Source organism: Pseudomonas sp. TMW22080, assembly GCF_022496745.1.
Classification (GTDB): Bacteria; Pseudomonadota; Gammaproteobacteria; order Pseudomonadales; family Pseudomonadaceae; genus Aquipseudomonas; species Aquipseudomonas bubulae.
In genome coordinates this window covers 554,482-569,148 of sequence record NZ_SCFF01000003.1, presented here as the reverse complement: position 1 = coordinate 569,148, position 14,667 = coordinate 554,482, and the positions used below count along the sequence as shown (strand labels likewise).

The following is a 14,667-nucleotide window of genomic DNA, read 5'->3' as shown; positions in this document are numbered from 1 at the left end:
CCTCCGGCCTGCTCATAAGGAAGGTGACGAATGCGTATAGATAGATTAACCAGCAAGTTGCAATTGGCGTTGTCCGATGCTCAGTCATTGGCCGTTGGCCTCGATCATCCGGCCATCGAGCCTGCGCACTTGATGCAGGCATTGCTGGAACAGCAGGGCGGTTCGATCAAGCCGTTGCTGATGCAAGTCGGTTTCGATGTAAACAGCCTGCGTAAAGAGCTGACCAAAGAGCTCGATCAGCTGCCAAAAATTCAGAATCCGACTGGCGACGTAAACATGTCGCAGGATTTGGCACGTCTGTTGAACCAGGCGGATCGTCTGGCGCAGCAAAAAGGCGACCAGTACATCACCAGCGAAGTTGTATTGCTGGCGGCGATGGACGACAACAGCAAGCTGGGCAAGTTGTTGCTGGGTCAGGGCGTGAGCAAGAAAGCCCTGGAAAATGCCATCAACAACCTGCGTGGCGGCGAAGCGGTCAATGACCCGAACGTTGAAGAGTCACGCCAGGCGCTGGACAAGTACACCATTGACCTGACCAAGCGCGCCGAAGAGGGCAAGCTCGACCCGGTGATCGGTCGTGACGATGAAATTCGTCGCACCATTCAGGTCCTGCAGCGCCGTACCAAGAACAACCCGGTACTGATCGGTGAGCCTGGCGTGGGTAAAACCGCGATTGCCGAAGGTCTGGCACAACGGATCATCAATGGCGAAGTGCCTGACGGCCTCAAGGGCAAACGTCTGCTGTCCCTGGACATCGGTGCGCTGATTGCCGGTGCCAAGTTCCGCGGTGAGTTCGAGGAGCGCCTGAAAGCAGTGCTTAACGAGCTGTCGAAGCAGGAAGGGCAAGTCATCCTGTTTATCGACGAATTGCATGTCATGGTTGGCGCCGGTAAAGGCGAGGGTGCCATGGATGCGGGCAATATGCTCAAGCCTGCATTGGCTCGCGGTGAGTTGCACTGCGTGGGTGCGACCACGCTCAACGAGTACCGCCAATACATCGAGAAGGACGCAGCACTTGAGCGTCGCTTCCAGAAAGTACTGGTGGACGAGCCGAGCGAAGAAGACACCATTGCGATCCTGCGTGGCCTTAAAGAGCGTTATGAGGTTCACCACAAGGTAGCGATTACCGACGGTGCGATCATTGCTGCGGTCAAACTCAGCCATCGTTACATCACCGACCGGCAGTTGCCGGACAAGGCGATTGACCTGATGGACGAGGCTGCCAGCCGTATCCGCATGGAGATCGACTCCAAGCCTGAGGTACTGGACCGTCTTGAACGTCGTTTGATTCAACTGAAGGTTGAAGCCCAGGCGTTGAAGAAAGAAGAAGACGAGGCCGCGAAAAAACGCCTCGAGAAATTGCAGGAAGAAATCGAGCGTCACGAGCGCGAATATTCGGACCTCGAAGAGATCTGGACCTCGGAAAAAGCCGAAGTGCAGGGTTCTGCCCAGATCCAGCAGAAAATCGAGCAGGCGCGCCAGGAGCTTGAAGTGGCCCGCCGCAGCGGCAACCTCAACCGCATGGCCGAGTTGCAGTACGGGATCATCCCTGATCTGGAACGCAGCCTGCAGATGGTCGACGAGCACAGCGGCAAAACTGAAAACCAGTTGTTGCGCAGCAAAGTGACTGAAGAGGAAATCGCGGAAGTGGTATCGAAGTGGACGGGTATCCCGGTCTCCAAGATGCTCGAAGGCGAACGCGACAAGCTGATGAAAATGGAAAGCCTGTTGCATGAGCGCGTGATTGGCCAGGACGAGGCCGTAGTGGCTGTGTCCAACGCCGTGCGGCGTTCCCGTGCCGGCCTGAGTGACCCGAACCGTCCTAGCGGCTCGTTCATGTTCCTCGGCCCGACCGGTGTGGGTAAAACCGAGTTGTGCAAGGCGCTGGCCGAGTTCCTCTTTGATACTGAAGAGGCGATGGTGCGGATCGATATGTCCGAGTTCATGGAGAAACATTCCGTGGCTCGACTGATCGGTGCACCACCAGGCTATGTGGGCTACGAAGAAGGCGGTTATCTGACCGAAGCGGTACGGCGCAAGCCTTACTCGGTGATCCTGCTGGATGAAGTCGAGAAGGCTCACCCGGACGTGTTCAACGTGTTGCTGCAAGTGCTGGAAGACGGTCGCCTGACTGACAGCCACGGCCGTACCGTGGACTTCCGCAACACGGTGATCGTGATGACCTCCAACCTGGGCTCTGCACAGATCCAGGAACTGGTAGGCGATCGCGAAGCGCAACGCGCAGCGGTGATGGATGCGGTCAGCACCCACTTCCGTCCGGAGTTCGTGAACCGGATCGACGAAGTGGTGATCTTCGAGCCTCTGGCCCGTGATCAGATTGCTGGCATCGCCGAAATCCAGTTGGGTCGTCTGCGCAGTCGTCTGGCTGAGCGTGACTTGAGCCTTGAGCTGAACCAGGATGCTCTGGACAAGCTGATTGCGGTTGGTTACGACCCGGTTTATGGCGCACGCCCTCTGAAACGTGCGATCCAGCGCTGGATCGAGAACCCGCTGGCACAACTGATCTTGTCCGGTCAGTTCTTGCCTGGCACCACCGTGACAGCCAGCGTGAAGGACGACGAAATCGTCTTCGCATAAGGTTTGAAAGCGGTGTTTTAAGAGAGGCCTCGCTTTGCGAGGCCTTTTTTTTCTAGGGTGTTGATCTGTAAGGAAAACGCTTGTAATATGCGCCCCGCAGCAAGCAACCCGTAATAGCGACTTGGCCCAAACCGAGAAGCCCGCTGGAAGAGCTAAGTAATTGTCTTCTAACGAAAAATAAGGGTTGACAAGGCTTTTAAAGCTTGTAGAATAGCCGACCTCAGAGACGCCAACGCAGCGATGCGAAGAACTCGAAGAGTGTTGCTAAGCAGTAAGGCAGCAACGTTACAAATTGAAATATGTAGTTCCGCGATAGCTCAGTTGGTAGAGCAAATGACTGTTAATCATTGGGTCCCTGGTTCGAGTCCAGGTCGTGGAGCCATTTTCAAGCCGGGGTATAGCGCAGTCCGGTAGCGCGCCTGCTTTGGGAGCAGGATGTCAGGAGTTCGAATCCCCTTACCCCGACCATTTTTGGGTCGTTAGCTCAGTTGGTAGAGCAGTTGGCTTTTAACCAATTGGTCGTAGGTTCGAATCCCACACGACCCACCATTTTTGGCTCCAGTTCGCTGGGGTTAGATCTTAAGATCAGAGGCCAAAAGCACTGATCGAAGAAGGCGCCTCTTGAAGGTGCTTTTTTTTACCGGGGTATAGCGCAGTCCGGTAGCGCGCCTGCTTTGGGAGCAGGATGTCAGGAGTTCGAATCCCCTTACCCCGACCATTTTCTGCCCGGCAGTAATGGGTATAGAAAATAAGGCGCTGATGCCAGTTGCATCAGAGGCCATAAAAGAGCGTCCTTACGGACGCTTTTTTATTGTTGTAAAAGTTGAAATATGCAGTTCCGCGATAGCTCAGTTGGTAGAGCAAATGACTGTTAATCATTGGGTCCCTGGTTCGAGTCCAGGTCGTGGAGCCAGTTTCAAAGAATTTTTGGGTCGTTAGCTCAGTTGGTAGAGCAGTTGGCTTTTAACCAATTGGTCGTAGGTTCGAATCCCACACGACCCACCATGTTCGGCTCCAGTAGCCATAAAAAAAGCGTCCATTGGACGCTTTTTTTATGCCTGTAGGAAACGTAACCCTGTAGTCGCAGCCTTCGTTCTTCGGCAGCTGCTACGAGGTTTTTGCTTCAGCTTGGGTTTGCAGCCTTGTTGTCCGCGTCCTGAAGATCCTGCAGCGCGGCCGAATACTGATCTGCTTCTGCCTTGGGAACCATCTGCCATGACGGCTTGCGCAATGCATAGAAGATAAACGGCGGCACGCCTGCGACGATCAATCCCAGCAACAAAATCCCCGCATATTCGAAAAACGGCATGCTGCTGAAACTGTTGGGCGGAATAAAGCCGAAAATCAACGCCACGCAGGTTGAAAACAACCCCAGGTAGCACCAGCCATGCAGCCCCTTGAGCACATAGCCGCGTTTTACATTGGGCTGTGTTTTACGCAGCTTCATGGCCGCCATAAACATGAATACGTAAATGATCAGGTACATCAGCGCCGCCATCGCACTGATCATCCAGAAGGCATCGGATACATTGTCGAGAAAGATGTAAATCGTCGACAGCAGCGTGACGATAACGGCCTGTAAATACAGAATGTTTTTTTGCACGCCTTTTTTGTTCACTTCCTGCATCACAGGTGGAAGCATTCCGGCCTTACCGACGAACAGCAAGCCGGTAGACGGCCCGGCAGTCCAGGCCAGTACCCCGCCCAACGCACCGATAATCAGCAAAATGGCCATGATCGGGGTTGCCCATGGCATGTCGAAGCCCTGGAAGAACGCAGCGTAAGCCTGGATAACCCCGGCGGTAAGGCTGGTTGAGTCAGCGGGTACCACCAGCGAAATCGCCACCGTGGGCGGGATAAACACCAGCAGGATCATAAAGAAGGCCAAGAGAATCGCCCGGGGCATTTCCTTTTGCGGGTTACGCAATTCACGGGCGTGAATGGCGTTCATTTCGATACCGGCAAACGCCAGGAAGTTACTCACAATCAGTACCAGGCCGGTAATGGCGCCGGTAAATTCCTGCCAGAAGTCCGGGTGCAGGTTGCGCGAGCCGGATTTGACTGTGGAGTGGGTATCGAAAATGGCCGGGATCAAGGCATCCCAAGTCAACGGGGTGGCAGATTTATGCCCCAGCACCAGCCAGGCGACGCCGAGCAAAACCAGCAGCGCGGCGGGTAATGCGGTGCCCAGCAGCATGAACCATGACGTCAGCTTCGACAGTGCTGTCAGCCCGTTAAGTGCCACAAATGTCGATAGCCAGTATAAAACGATGATGACGGCGGCAGTAAATACACCGCTTTTGGCCAGTTCAGGGTTGATAAGATACGCCATGGTGCTGGCGCCAAACCCGAGCACAATCGGGTACCAGACCACCACTTGTACCCACATGAACCACATGATGAAAAAGCCCGGGCGGTCGCCGTAGGCTTGTCTTACCCAGCCATAAATCCCGCCGTTCCAGCCTGTGCCCAGTTCAGAGGCGACCAGGGATACCGGAATGAAAAACAGCAGTGCGGGGATGACATAGAGAAAGACCGAGCCCAGGCCATAGACGGCCATGCTGGGTAACGAACGAATACTGGCAACAGCGGCAACCATCATAAAGCAGATGGTCAGCCAGGACATGTAGGTTTTAGCTTTGCTGGTGGTAGCCATAAGTATCCCGCTCCCTTACGCGAATTCGTGCAACAGGCTCAGATTGAGCGTGCGGCTAAGGTATTCGGCGGCCAGTTGACCGCGAACGCTGTTACCGGCTCCGTCCAGTGGCGGGGCAAAGGCGGCGATGGCGCACACCCCCGGAACCACAGCCAGAATGCCGCCGCCGACCCCGCTTTTTCCGGGCAGGCCGACTTTGTAGTACCAGTCCCCGGTGGTGTCATACAGGCCATTCAGGGTCATCTCGGAGAGGATTGGCGCCACGTTGTTGGCCCGAACCGCGCGTTTTCCGCTGATCGGGTTGACGCCACCATTGGCCAGGGTAGCGCCCATGGTCACCAGGTCATGGCAGGTGATCGCCACGGAACATTGACGGGTGTAGACGGCGCACACTTCCATCGGGTCGGCGTACATATAGCCGTAACTCTGCAACAGCCAGGCAATGCCGCGGTTGTGCTGGTTGGTCTTGGCTTCCGATTGATAAACCTCGTCGTTGACCGTCAGTTCACGCCCGGCGAAAAGGTTGTAAGTCGCCTGGATCTGGTCCCAGCGCGCTTGCGCCGTATCGGCTTCGAGGAGGCTGACAGTGGCCATGGCGCCTGCGTTTACAAAGGGGTTGAGCGGTCGGCCCTTATGCAGTTCCAGGGCAATCACCGAGTTGAACGGCTCACCTGTGGGGTCGCAACCGATCTTGCTGCGCAAGGCTTGCGGTCCCACTTCATCGAGTACATGGGCGAGGGTGAATACCTTGGAAATCGACTCGATGGCGAAGGCGTAATCGGTGTCGCCGACTTCTGCATGGGTACCGTCGCAGAACATGATGCTGATGCCGAACAGATGGGATGGCACTGAGGCCAGGTAAGGGATGTAGCTGGCGTTCTTGCCGTGCTGATTGCTGGCAAACCGTTGCAGGGACTGGTCCAGCGCCTGTTTTACCGTGCTGTCTACGGTCGTGGGTCTTTGCTTCATCGTGCTCGCTCCGTGAGTACTATCGAGAATCGAGACTATAGATCGGAAAATGCACGGTGGTCGGAAATCGGACGGCAGACCTCAAATGCTTGGCTATGCTGGCTGGGCCGAAGCTGAGCCAGAGTTGCAACGGCGGGCTCATAGATTGACCAATACTCAAGGAGAGTTCACATGGCACTGCACCGTATCAAGCGCAACAAGGACGTCGACCCCGTATTTGGTTCTTCTGCGCTGGCTCATGCCGCTGCAATCAAGCTGTTCCCCGAGGCTGAGCAAGCGCCGGGTGAGGTTTTCCAACTGGTCCACGATGAGTTGTATCTGGATGGAAACTCCAGGCAGAACCTGGCGACCTTTTGCCAGACGTGGGAAGAGGACGAGGTCCACAAGTTGATGGACCTGTCGATCGACAAGAACATGATCGACAAGGATGAGTACCCGCAGTCTGCGGAGCTGGAAAACCGCTGTATTCATATGCTGGCGGACTTATGGCATTCGCCGGAAGCGGCTACCACCATCGGTACTTCCACCGTAGGCTCCAGTGAAGCCTGCATGCTGGGTGGTCTGGCTGCATTGTGGCGCTGGCGTGCGGTGCGCAAGGCGGCAGGCAAGCCGACAACTACGCCGAATATGGTGTGCGGTCCGGTGCAGGTGTGCTGGCACAAATTTGCCCGTTACTGGGACGTCGAAATTCGTGAAGTGCCGATGTCGGAAGGGCATTGGTTTATGACCCCCGAGGACATGCTGGAGCGGGTCGATGAAAATACCATCGTCGTAGTGCCGACCTTTGGCCAGACGTTCACCGGGCTATATGAAACCGTAAAGCCGTTATCCGATGCTCTGGATGACTTGCAAAAAAGCACGGGTCTGAATATTGATCTGCACGTCGACGGTGCAAGTGGCGCGATGCTGGCTCCGTTTTGTGCGCCGGATATTCTTTGGGATTTTCGCGTGCCGCGGGTCAAGTCCATCAGTACCTCCGGGCACAAGTTCGGCCTGGCTCCGCTGGGCGCGGGCTGGGTGGTTTGGCGGGATGAAAAGGAACTGCCTGAAGGGCTGGTGTTTCATGTGAATTATCTGGGGGGTGATATGCCTACGTTCGCCCTTAACTTTTCACGTCCGGCCGGGCAGATCATCTCGCAGTACTACAACTTCTTGCGTCTGGGGCGTGAAGGCTATGAGCGTATTCATTCAGCCTGCTACCAGACGGCCCAGTTTCTTGCGGCTGAACTGGTCAAGGTCGGACCGTTCGAGATGCTCTATAACGGTGACCCGCAGCTGGGGATTCCGGCGTTGACCTGGCGTCTGAAGCCAGGGGCGAAAACTTCATATTCGCTGTATGACCTGGCAGACCGGTTGCGCACCCGTGGCTGGCTGGTACCTGCGTATAGCTTGCCGGCAAATGTCGAGAACGTAGTGGTGCAGCGGATTCTGGTGAAGCAGGGTATGTCGATCGACATGGCCAAGTTGTTGCTGGAGGACTTTGTGCGCGCGGTGAAATTCTTTGACGAGCATCAGCCCCACGGCTTTAAAGGCCGTGAAGCCGAGGCGGGTAATCACGCGGGGCGCTGATTACGCGGCGCTGTAGATACTCTGTTGTAGATCAAGCCCTATTGTGGGAGCGAGCCTGCTCGCGAACGACCTTCGCGAGCAGGCTCGCTCCCACAGTTGCAGTTTTTACTGTCGCAGCCTTCGGCAGCGACTACAGAGTAGTCGCACTTAGTGCAGTTTCAGGCGCGGCTCGGTGCCGCGTCCGATCCTGCTGCCCAGCATCAGCATCAAGGTGCGGAAGGTGCCGTACAGCGCCATCTGGTGCATGCGATATAGCGAGATGTAGAACATCCGCGCCAACCAGCCTTCCAGCATAACGGTACCCATCAGGCTGCCCATCAAGTTACCCACAGCCGAAAAGCTCGACAGGGAAATCAGCGAGCCATAATCGCGGTAGGTGTAGTCCGGCAGCTGAGTTTTACCTTCAATGCGCAATTTCAGCGACTTGGCCAGCAACGACGCCTGCTGGTGAGCAGCCTGGGCGCGAGGCGGCACCAGCTTGTCGGTGCCGGGTTGCGGGCAGGCGGCGCAATCGCCAAAGGCAAAAATATTCTCGTCACGGGTGGTTTGCAGGGTAGGGCGTACCACCAACTGGTTGATGCGGTTGGTTTCCAGCCCGGCAATTTCCTTCAAGAAGCCAGGTGCACGAATGCCCGCAGCCCAAACCTTCAAACTTGCAGGAATCACCTGACCATCTTTGGTTATCAAGCTGTCAGCAGTTACTTCGCTGACTGCGGAGTTGGTCAGCACGGTGACCCCGAGTTTTTCCAGGGTTTTATGCACAGGCCCGCCGATACGGTCCGGCAGGGCAGGCAATACCCGTGGGCCCGCTTCGATCAGGGTGATATGCATGTTTTCCGGCTTGATCCGGTCCAGGCCATAGGCTGCCAGTTCGTGGGCGGCATTGTGCAGTTCGGCAGCCAGCTCGACTCCGGTTGCACCTGCGCCGACAATGGCCACGCTGATCTGTTCGAGCGTATCGCTTTGCCCTGCGTGGGCACGCAGGTAATGATTGAGCAGTTGCTGATGAAATTTCTCGGCCTGCTTGCGGGTATCGAGGAACAGGCAGTGTTCGGCCGCGCCTTTGGTACCGAAGTCATTGGTGGTACTGCCCACCGCAATCACCAGGGTGTCGTAACCCAACTCGCGGGCAGGTACCAGTTCCTGGCCGTTTTCGTCGAGAGTTGCCGACAATGAGATCTTTTTCAGTTCACGATCCAGCCCGCTCATGCGGCCCAGCTGGAACTGAAAGTGATTCCATTTGGCCTGGGCGACGTAGTTGAGCTCGTCTTCCGATGAGTTCAATGAGCCGGCAGCAACTTCATGCAGCAGCGGTTTCCAGATATGGGTCAGGTTGGCATCGACCAGCGTGACGCTGGCCTTGCCGCGCTTACCCAGAGTCTTGCCCAGGCGGGTCGCCAACTCCAGGCCGCCGGCGCCGCCGCCGACGATAACAATACGATGGGTCATGGATATCACTCACAAGGCTTGAAAAAAATTCTGTGCCTGAGTGGCCCCGGGCGAGCGCAATGCAGCTCATAGCGCCAGGTAACTCAGGAGGCGGCTTAAAAGGCCCATGCCGATCACCGCGATCACCACTACGGCAAGGAGCAGCCAGGGCCTGAAAGGGCGGCGCTCAACCTGATTTTGTGGCAATTGAAGGTACTCTTCGACACGCTTCAGATCATCGGGGTTCAGGCGACTGGGCATATTTTTGGCCTCGTCAAATAGACGTTGCTGGGTGTGTAAAAGCTACAGCATTGATCAACCGGGATGAAATGAAGCATAGCCGTGCGGGCCTAACGGCTCGACCCGCAGTTCGTCGTCTAGACGAATGATCCCGCTTTCGATTACCCGGGCCGTGATCCCGCCGTGGCCACGTACCGCCTGAAAAATCCCCTGGCCCAGACGCTGCTCCAGTCGGGCACAAGGCTGACACCAGCCAGTGGTTTCGAAAATGGCCTGGCCAACCTTGAAGCGCCGGCCTTTGAGGCTGAACAGGTTGATTCCGCGGATCACCAGGTTGCGGCGCAAGTCCTGCGCCAGGATCGGTTGATCCGCCGTGCGCCCCAGCAGTGAGCTGATAACGGCCAGGTGTTCCCATTGTATCAGCGTCACCTGGCGGGCATTGCGGGCGCCGGGCCGGGCATGATCGCCGGTCAGCCCGGCTTCGCGGCGGGCTTCAACCGCGTCGAGTTCGAGCATGTCTGCCCGGGACTCGGGGCGTACGCCGATCCAGCACACGCGCCCGGTTTGCGGCACATTGGCAATAAGCTCCTGCAATGGGCTCACAGGCTGATACCCACATCAAAAATAATGCTGCGTCCCAGGTTGTTGCGCAAAAAGTCCGGTGCATCGGGTTGGGCAAACAGCACCCTGGCAAAGGTCGGCCCTACCAGCGACAGCGAGCGCCAGCCCTGGCGCAAATATTCAGTCGGCGGCGGAAAGTGGCTGTTAAGGTCCAGCACTTCGCGCTTGAGGCTGGAAAACGCAATGATATCCAGCTGCCCCAGGTCGATATCGCGCTCTTTGTAGTTAGTGGCTTTTTTATGCAGGGTGGGGCCCAGCCGCTGCAATAGCTTGCTCGCCGGAATCCGTTTGGGCCGTGCTTCGCGACGGACCAACTGGCTCAGGGAGTAGGCGCTGCGCCTGCGCTGCAGTTCCGCGCGCCATTCATCGTTCAGGCGCCGGCCCTCATCGAGGACAAAGAACACCTCAAAGCGTGCATCGCCGAACAGCACATCGGGAGGCTCCTGGCCCGCCTGCCGGAAGTCTTCACTGTGGTAGGGGATATTCAGGCCTTGCAACAGGCGCTGGCAGACCCAACGCTCACGCTCCCATTTGCGGGCATTGGATAAAAAGGCATTGGCTTGCTCGGCCTGAATGGTGAGCAGGCGTAAATAATCTGAGTCGTCCATGCACGCAGCTTAGCCTTGAAACAGGTGTTACTGAAAGTCCGGGTGTAGACTCAGTCGCATCCGACAGGGAGGGTTGAACGGTGTGTTTTGACAAGGCAGGGCAAGGCCGATGATAAGTACACAGGTGTTATCCACACAAACGCTGGTCATCGGCTGGCTGATCTATGTTCCCGTTGTGCTGTGGGCCATCTGGCGTGCTCCCTGGGTTGAGCTGTTTACCGATACGCGGCGCCAGCACCTGTTGTTTGGCACGGTGTTCGGGCTGTTTTTGCTCTGGCTGGTACGGCGTGACTTTGAAGGCGGGGTGTCTTACCACTTTATTGGCCTGACGGTGGTCACGTTGCTGCTCGACTGGCCGCTGGCAGTCGTCGGTGCGCTTCTGGCGCAAGTCGGACTGGTGTTGCTGGGGCGTCAGGAGTTGGCCGCGATGGGTGTCAACGGCGTGCTGCTGATTCTGTTGCCGATAGCAGTGACCGAAGGGTGTGCGCGTATGGTCGAGCGTGCGCAACCGCGTAACCCCTTTGTGTATATCTTTTGCTCGGGTTTTTTTGCCGCAGCGTTGGCGGCGTTGCTGTGCATAGGGGCGGTGCTGGGTGTGTTGTGGCTGGACGGGTTGTTCGTCATGCCGTATTGGCTGGAGGACTTTGTCGGCTATCTGTGGCTGATCATCTTTCCCGAAGCGTTTATCAACGGGATGCTGGTAACGGCACTGGTGGTGTTCTGCCCGGAGTGGCTTGAGACCTTTAACCGCACCCGCTACCTGGCGGCGCCATGGAAGGATGATGGAGAAAAGCCGTAATCGCCGACGCAGGCTGCGAGATGAACCGCAGGGCCTGTGCTCTTTTAAAGCACGACCCCTTCGGGCTCGATCGCAGCCTTCGTACCTCGTCAGCGACTACAGGATTTGGCTTTTAATGTAAGCGCTCGCTGAGGTCCTCGGAAAACAGATCATCTTCAGCATCCGGGCTGACCGGGATCTTGTGTTCCTCGCTGGCCCAGGCACCCAGGTCGATCAGCTTGCAGCGGTCCGAGCAGAACGGGCGAAAAGCGTTGGTGGTATCCCATTGCACGGCTGTGCCACAGGTCGGGCAGTCGATGGTCATAGGTTTGGTCATGGTTGGCCTCCACGCAAAGTTAAATAAAAGTGATGCAGGCGCTCGACCTCAGTCTGCAGCGCCTTCAGATCCTTGTCATTGACCAGCACATCGTCAGCGTGACGAAGGCGATCTTCGCGGCTGGCCTGTGCCTTGAGAATGGCCTGGACTTGCTGTTCGGTGGTGTTGTCACGCACAAGGGTGCGCTGCATCTGCAGGGTTTGCGGTGCATCGATCACCAGTACACGTTGAGTTGTGGTGTATTGGCCGGACTCGATCAGCAGCGGCGAAACCAGAATGGCGTAAGGCGATTTTGCCTGTGCCAGATTGTTTGCGATCTCTTCACGAATCAGCGGGTGCAGCAGTGCTTCAAGCCAGCGGCGTTGCTCGGGGTCGGTGAAGATCAGATGGCGCAATGCGCCACGATTGAGTTGCCCGTCGGCTTGCAGCACCTGTGCTCCAAAGTGTTCGGCAATACTGGCCAGCGCCGGGCGTCCCGGCTCAACGACCCAGCGCGCCGCATGATCGGCGTCCACCACATGTATGCCCAACGCGGCAAAGTGCTCGGCAGCGGCACTTTTACCACTGCCGATACCGCCGGTAAGCCCGAGAATCCAGGGTTTGGAGGGTGGAGTCATCATGTCAAACCGAAACCTGCCAATAGAAGCCGGTTATTTGACCACCCCAGAGCAATGCAATCCAGCCGGCAATTGCCAGATACGGCGCAAAGGGGATCGGGGTACTGGTTTTGGCCCGCCGCATGGCCAAAAGCCCCAGCCCCACCGTCGCCCCCAGCAGTGAAGAGAGCAGGAGGGTTAGCGGCAGAACCGCAACCCCGCCCCATGCCCCGAGTACGGCCAGCAACTTGAAGTCGCCGTAGCCCATGCCGTCCTTGCCGGTGACCAGTTTGAATATCCAGAACACCGACCACAGGCTTGCATAGCCCAGCGCGGCCCCCCATACGGCCTGCCCCAAAGTGGTGAACAGGGAGAAGCTGTTGAGCAACAATCCCAGCCACAGCAGAGGCAAAACCAGCACGTCAGGCACGATTTGATGCTCGATATCGATCAGGCAAATGCCGAATAACCCCCAGGTCAGCAGAAGCATCCAGCCCGCCTGGGCGCCAAAACCGAAATGCCAGGCGACAAAAGCCGACAATACCGCGCAGGTCAGTTCCGTAAGGGGATAGCGCAGGCTAATGGCACTTTTGCACTGCGAGCATTTGCCACGCAAAAACAGGTAGCTCAGTAGCGGGATGTTCTCCCGGACGCGCAGCGAATGCTGGCAATTGGGGCAGTGAGAGCGCGGGCGCAGCAAGTTATACACAGGACCTTTGGCTGGCTCGGGCAAATCCAGCACCTCGCGGGCCTGGGCTTGCCATTCCTGTTCAAGCATTTTTGGCAATCGCCACGCCAGCACATTGATAAAACTGCCTGCCAGCAAGCCGAGTATCAGCGCGCAGGTAATAAAAGCGTCGGGGTGACGGCTCAGCAAATCAATCATGCTCATATTACCCGGCCAAGGTTGAATATCGGCAAGTACATGGCGATGACCAGCCCGCCAACCATGACTCCAAGTACCACCATGATTATCGGCTCCAGCAAGGTTGTCAGGTTGTCGACCAGAGTGTCGACCTCGCTTTCATAATAGGCGGCAACCTGGTCAAGCATGCTGTCCAATGTGCCGGATTCTTCGCCAATAGCTGTCATCTGGATTGCCATGCCCGGGAATACTCCGGCAGCGGCCATGGCCACATGGATCTGGCTACCCGTTGCAACCTGCTTCTTCAGTCGTAGCACCGCGTCTTTGTACAGGCTATTGCCAGTGGCGCTGGCTACGGAGTTCAGCGCTTCGAGCAATGGCACGCCGGCAGCCAGGGTCGTCGACAGCGTGCGGGCAAAACGGGCCATGGCTGACATGTGCAGCAGATTGCCCATGACGGGCAGTTTCAGCAGCCAGCGATCAACGCGCTGGCGCCAGGTTGCGCAGTGCTTGTAGCGATGGTGAAGGCCTGCAAGGGTGATGCCGCAAAAAAACAGGAGCCATAGACCATGCGCCTGAAGGCTGTCAGACAGGCCGATCACCCACAAGGTAAGCACTGGCAGTTGCGCGTCGAATGAGCGGAAAACGCCCTGGAACTGCGGAACCACTTCGATCAACAAAATGCCGCACACCGCCAGCGCGACCACGAGCACGGCGCTGGGGTAGGTCATGGCTTTTTTGATTTTCTTTTTCAGAGTGGCGGTCTTTTCCCTGTAGGTCGCCACCCGTTGCAGCAACACGTCCAGAGCCCCGGCCAGTTCGCCAGCTTCGACGAGGCTGCAAAACAGAGGATCGAAATGTGCCGGTTTTTTGCGCAGCGCCGCCGACAGGCTGGTGCCTGCGCCGATGTCTTGCTGGAGTTCGGTGACCTGCTGGCGCATGGCACGGCTCTCGAAACCGTTGGCGATAACCTTCAGAGCTTGCTGCATAGATATGCCCGCGCTGATCAGGGTAGCCAGTTGGCGGGTGAACAGGGTGATATCCAGTGCCGTGACCGATTTGCCCGCATTCAGTGTGTGACTGTAATGGCGGCGGATTTTACTAACGGTAATACCTTGGCGGCGTAGCTGGATCCGAATCATTGTGTGGTGTTCCGCCGTGATTTGCCCGCTGGTTTTAATGCCATTTCGATCGGTGCCTTCCCACTGGTAAAGGCTGTATTTAACGGCCTGTGTTGCCATGCATCGATCCTTGGAGCGCGGCGCGCCCGGCTGTGCTGTAAGCCCAAAGACTAGATGCTCCGAGCTTTGACCCGGAAAGTTGAGAGTGACCAGAAGTGTCAGCGATGCAGTTGTGGAGCAACGGCCCACTAACCTTGATAGCCTGTGCGCACTTTTTTGCC

At 57.0% G+C, this 14,667-nt stretch carries 13 protein-coding genes and 6 tRNA genes; 9 read left to right on the top strand and 10 right to left on the bottom strand.

What is annotated here, in order from left to right; all coding sequences use genetic code 11:
- The first annotated feature begins 30 nt into the window (after positions 1-30).
- The 7 genes from clpB to EQV96_RS12875 all read left to right on the top strand — a co-directional run bounded on the left by clpB (position 31) and on the right by EQV96_RS12875 (position 3,603).
- Complete coding sequence (gene clpB / locus EQV96_RS12905; RefSeq protein ID WP_094999335.1) at positions 31-2,598, top strand: ATP-dependent chaperone ClpB; 2,568 nt, start codon at positions 31-33, stop codon at positions 2,596-2,598.
- A gap of 306 nt (positions 2,599-2,904) precedes the next feature.
- Positions 2,905-2,980: transfer RNA gene (locus EQV96_RS12900), tRNA-Asn, on the top strand.
- A gap of 9 nt (positions 2,981-2,989) precedes the next feature.
- A tRNA-Pro gene (locus tag EQV96_RS12895) sits at positions 2,990-3,066 on the top strand.
- Between the two features lie 5 nt (positions 3,067-3,071).
- Positions 3,072-3,147, top strand: a tRNA-Lys gene (locus EQV96_RS12890).
- 92 nt (positions 3,148-3,239) lie between these two features.
- Positions 3,240-3,316 (top strand) — tRNA-Pro (locus EQV96_RS12885).
- A 119-nt stretch (positions 3,317-3,435) separates the two neighbouring features.
- Positions 3,436-3,511: transfer RNA gene (locus EQV96_RS12880), tRNA-Asn, on the top strand.
- A 16-nt stretch (positions 3,512-3,527) separates the two neighbouring features.
- Positions 3,528-3,603: transfer RNA gene (locus EQV96_RS12875), tRNA-Lys, on the top strand.
- Positions 3,604-3,721: 118 nt separating this feature from the next.
- Here the strand turns inward: EQV96_RS12875 and EQV96_RS12870 are convergent.
- Together EQV96_RS12870 and glsA are read right to left on the bottom strand one after the other, a co-directional pair.
- Positions 3,722-5,254, bottom strand: coding sequence for an amino acid permease (locus EQV96_RS12870; protein WP_095001626.1), 1,533 nt, complete (start codon positions 5,252-5,254; stop codon positions 3,722-3,724).
- Positions 5,255-5,269: 15 nt separating this feature from the next.
- Positions 5,270-6,223 carry a glutaminase A gene (gene glsA, locus EQV96_RS12865; protein ID WP_095001625.1) on the bottom strand — a complete coding sequence of 318 codons (954 nt, stop codon included), beginning with the start codon at positions 6,221-6,223 and terminating at the stop codon, positions 5,270-5,272.
- Between the two features lie 171 nt (positions 6,224-6,394).
- On the opposite strand from glsA, the gene EQV96_RS12860 reads away from it, so the two are divergent.
- Complete coding sequence (locus tag EQV96_RS12860; protein ID WP_095001624.1) at positions 6,395-7,792, top strand: glutamate decarboxylase; 1,398 nt, start codon at positions 6,395-6,397, stop codon at positions 7,790-7,792.
- 147 nt (positions 7,793-7,939) lie between these two features.
- On the opposite strand, the gene EQV96_RS12855 is transcribed toward EQV96_RS12860, so the two are convergent.
- The 4 genes from EQV96_RS12855 to EQV96_RS12840 all read right to left on the bottom strand — a co-directional run bounded on the left by EQV96_RS12855 (position 7,940) and on the right by EQV96_RS12840 (position 10,689).
- Positions 7,940-9,241: an NAD(P)/FAD-dependent oxidoreductase gene (locus tag EQV96_RS12855; protein WP_095001623.1), complete on the bottom strand. Its 1,302-nt coding sequence runs from the start codon at positions 9,239-9,241 to the stop codon at positions 7,940-7,942.
- Positions 9,242-9,307: 66 nt separating this feature from the next.
- Entirely contained in the window at positions 9,308-9,481 is a 174-nt protein-coding gene (locus EQV96_RS12850; protein ID WP_240882096.1) for a DUF3094 family protein, read from the bottom strand.
- Positions 9,482-9,535: 54 nt separating this feature from the next.
- On the bottom strand, positions 9,536-10,063 hold the full coding sequence (locus EQV96_RS12845; protein WP_240882095.1) for an MOSC domain-containing protein: 528 nt from the start codon (positions 10,061-10,063) through the stop codon (positions 9,536-9,538).
- Positions 10,060-10,689: a DUF1780 domain-containing protein gene (locus tag EQV96_RS12840; RefSeq protein WP_095001620.1), complete on the bottom strand. Its 630-nt coding sequence runs from the start codon at positions 10,687-10,689 to the stop codon at positions 10,060-10,062. Before EQV96_RS12840 ends, EQV96_RS12845 begins: the two co-directional genes overlap by 4 nt.
- Before the next feature lie 109 nt (positions 10,690-10,798).
- On the opposite strand from EQV96_RS12840, the gene EQV96_RS12835 reads away from it, so the two are divergent.
- On the top strand, positions 10,799-11,488 hold the full coding sequence (locus tag EQV96_RS12835) for an energy-coupling factor ABC transporter permease (protein ID WP_095001619.1): 690 nt from the start codon (positions 10,799-10,801) through the stop codon (positions 11,486-11,488).
- A 112-nt stretch (positions 11,489-11,600) separates the two neighbouring features.
- Here EQV96_RS12835 and yacG read toward each other — a convergent pair whose 3' ends face one another.
- Genes yacG through EQV96_RS12815 form a run of 4 tightly spaced genes read right to left on the bottom strand, consistent with a single transcriptional unit; the run spans position 11,601 to position 14,506 of the window.
- The gene (gene yacG, locus EQV96_RS12830) at positions 11,601-11,804 is read right to left on the bottom strand and encodes a DNA gyrase inhibitor YacG (RefSeq protein ID WP_016779444.1); all 204 of its coding nucleotides are present in this window, start codon (positions 11,802-11,804) and stop codon (positions 11,601-11,603) included.
- Positions 11,801-12,424 (bottom strand): dephospho-CoA kinase, encoded by a 624-nt coding sequence (gene coaE, locus EQV96_RS12825; RefSeq protein WP_095001618.1) that lies wholly within the window; start codon positions 12,422-12,424, stop codon positions 11,801-11,803. The genes yacG and coaE overlap by 4 nt, the downstream gene beginning before the upstream one ends.
- Before the next feature lies 1 nt (position 12,425).
- Positions 12,426-13,292, bottom strand: a complete 867-nt coding sequence (locus EQV96_RS12820) for an A24 family peptidase (protein WP_240882094.1) — start codon at positions 13,290-13,292, stop codon at positions 12,426-12,428.
- Positions 13,289-14,506, bottom strand: coding sequence for a type II secretion system F family protein (locus tag EQV96_RS12815; RefSeq protein WP_240882093.1), 1,218 nt, complete (start codon positions 14,504-14,506; stop codon positions 13,289-13,291). The genes EQV96_RS12820 and EQV96_RS12815 overlap by 4 nt, the downstream gene beginning before the upstream one ends.
- Between the last annotated feature and the right edge of the window lie 161 nt (positions 14,507-14,667).

Bases quoted from the DNA above. Each gene is read 5' to 3' on its own strand.
- clpB (WP_094999335.1), top strand. From the start codon at position 31: ATGCGTATAGATAGATTAACCAGCAAGTTGCAATTGGCGTTGTCCGAT.
- EQV96_RS12870 (WP_095001626.1), bottom strand. From the start codon at position 5,254: ATGGCTACCACCAGCAAAGCTAAAACCTACATGTCCTGGCTGACCATC.
- glsA (WP_095001625.1), bottom strand. From the start codon at position 6,223: ATGAAGCAAAGACCCACGACCGTAGACAGCACGGTAAAACAGGCGCTG.
- EQV96_RS12860 (WP_095001624.1), top strand. From the start codon at position 6,395: ATGGCACTGCACCGTATCAAGCGCAACAAGGACGTCGACCCCGTATTT.
- EQV96_RS12855 (WP_095001623.1), bottom strand. From the start codon at position 9,241: ATGACCCATCGTATTGTTATCGTCGGCGGCGGCGCCGGCGGCCTGGAG.
- EQV96_RS12850 (WP_240882096.1), bottom strand. From the start codon at position 9,481: ATGCCCAGTCGCCTGAACCCCGATGATCTGAAGCGTGTCGAAGAGTAC.
- EQV96_RS12840 (WP_095001620.1), bottom strand. From the start codon at position 10,689: ATGGACGACTCAGATTATTTACGCCTGCTCACCATTCAGGCCGAGCAA.
- EQV96_RS12835 (WP_095001619.1), top strand. From the start codon at position 10,799: ATGATAAGTACACAGGTGTTATCCACACAAACGCTGGTCATCGGCTGG.
- yacG (WP_016779444.1), bottom strand. From the start codon at position 11,804: ATGACCAAACCTATGACCATCGACTGCCCGACCTGTGGCACAGCCGTG.
- coaE (WP_095001618.1), bottom strand. From the start codon at position 12,424: ATGATGACTCCACCCTCCAAACCCTGGATTCTCGGGCTTACCGGCGGT.
- EQV96_RS12820 (WP_240882094.1), bottom strand. From the start codon at position 13,292: ATGAGCATGATTGATTTGCTGAGCCGTCACCCCGACGCTTTTATTACC.
- EQV96_RS12815 (WP_240882093.1), bottom strand. From the start codon at position 14,506: ATGGCAACACAGGCCGTTAAATACAGCCTTTACCAGTGGGAAGGCACC.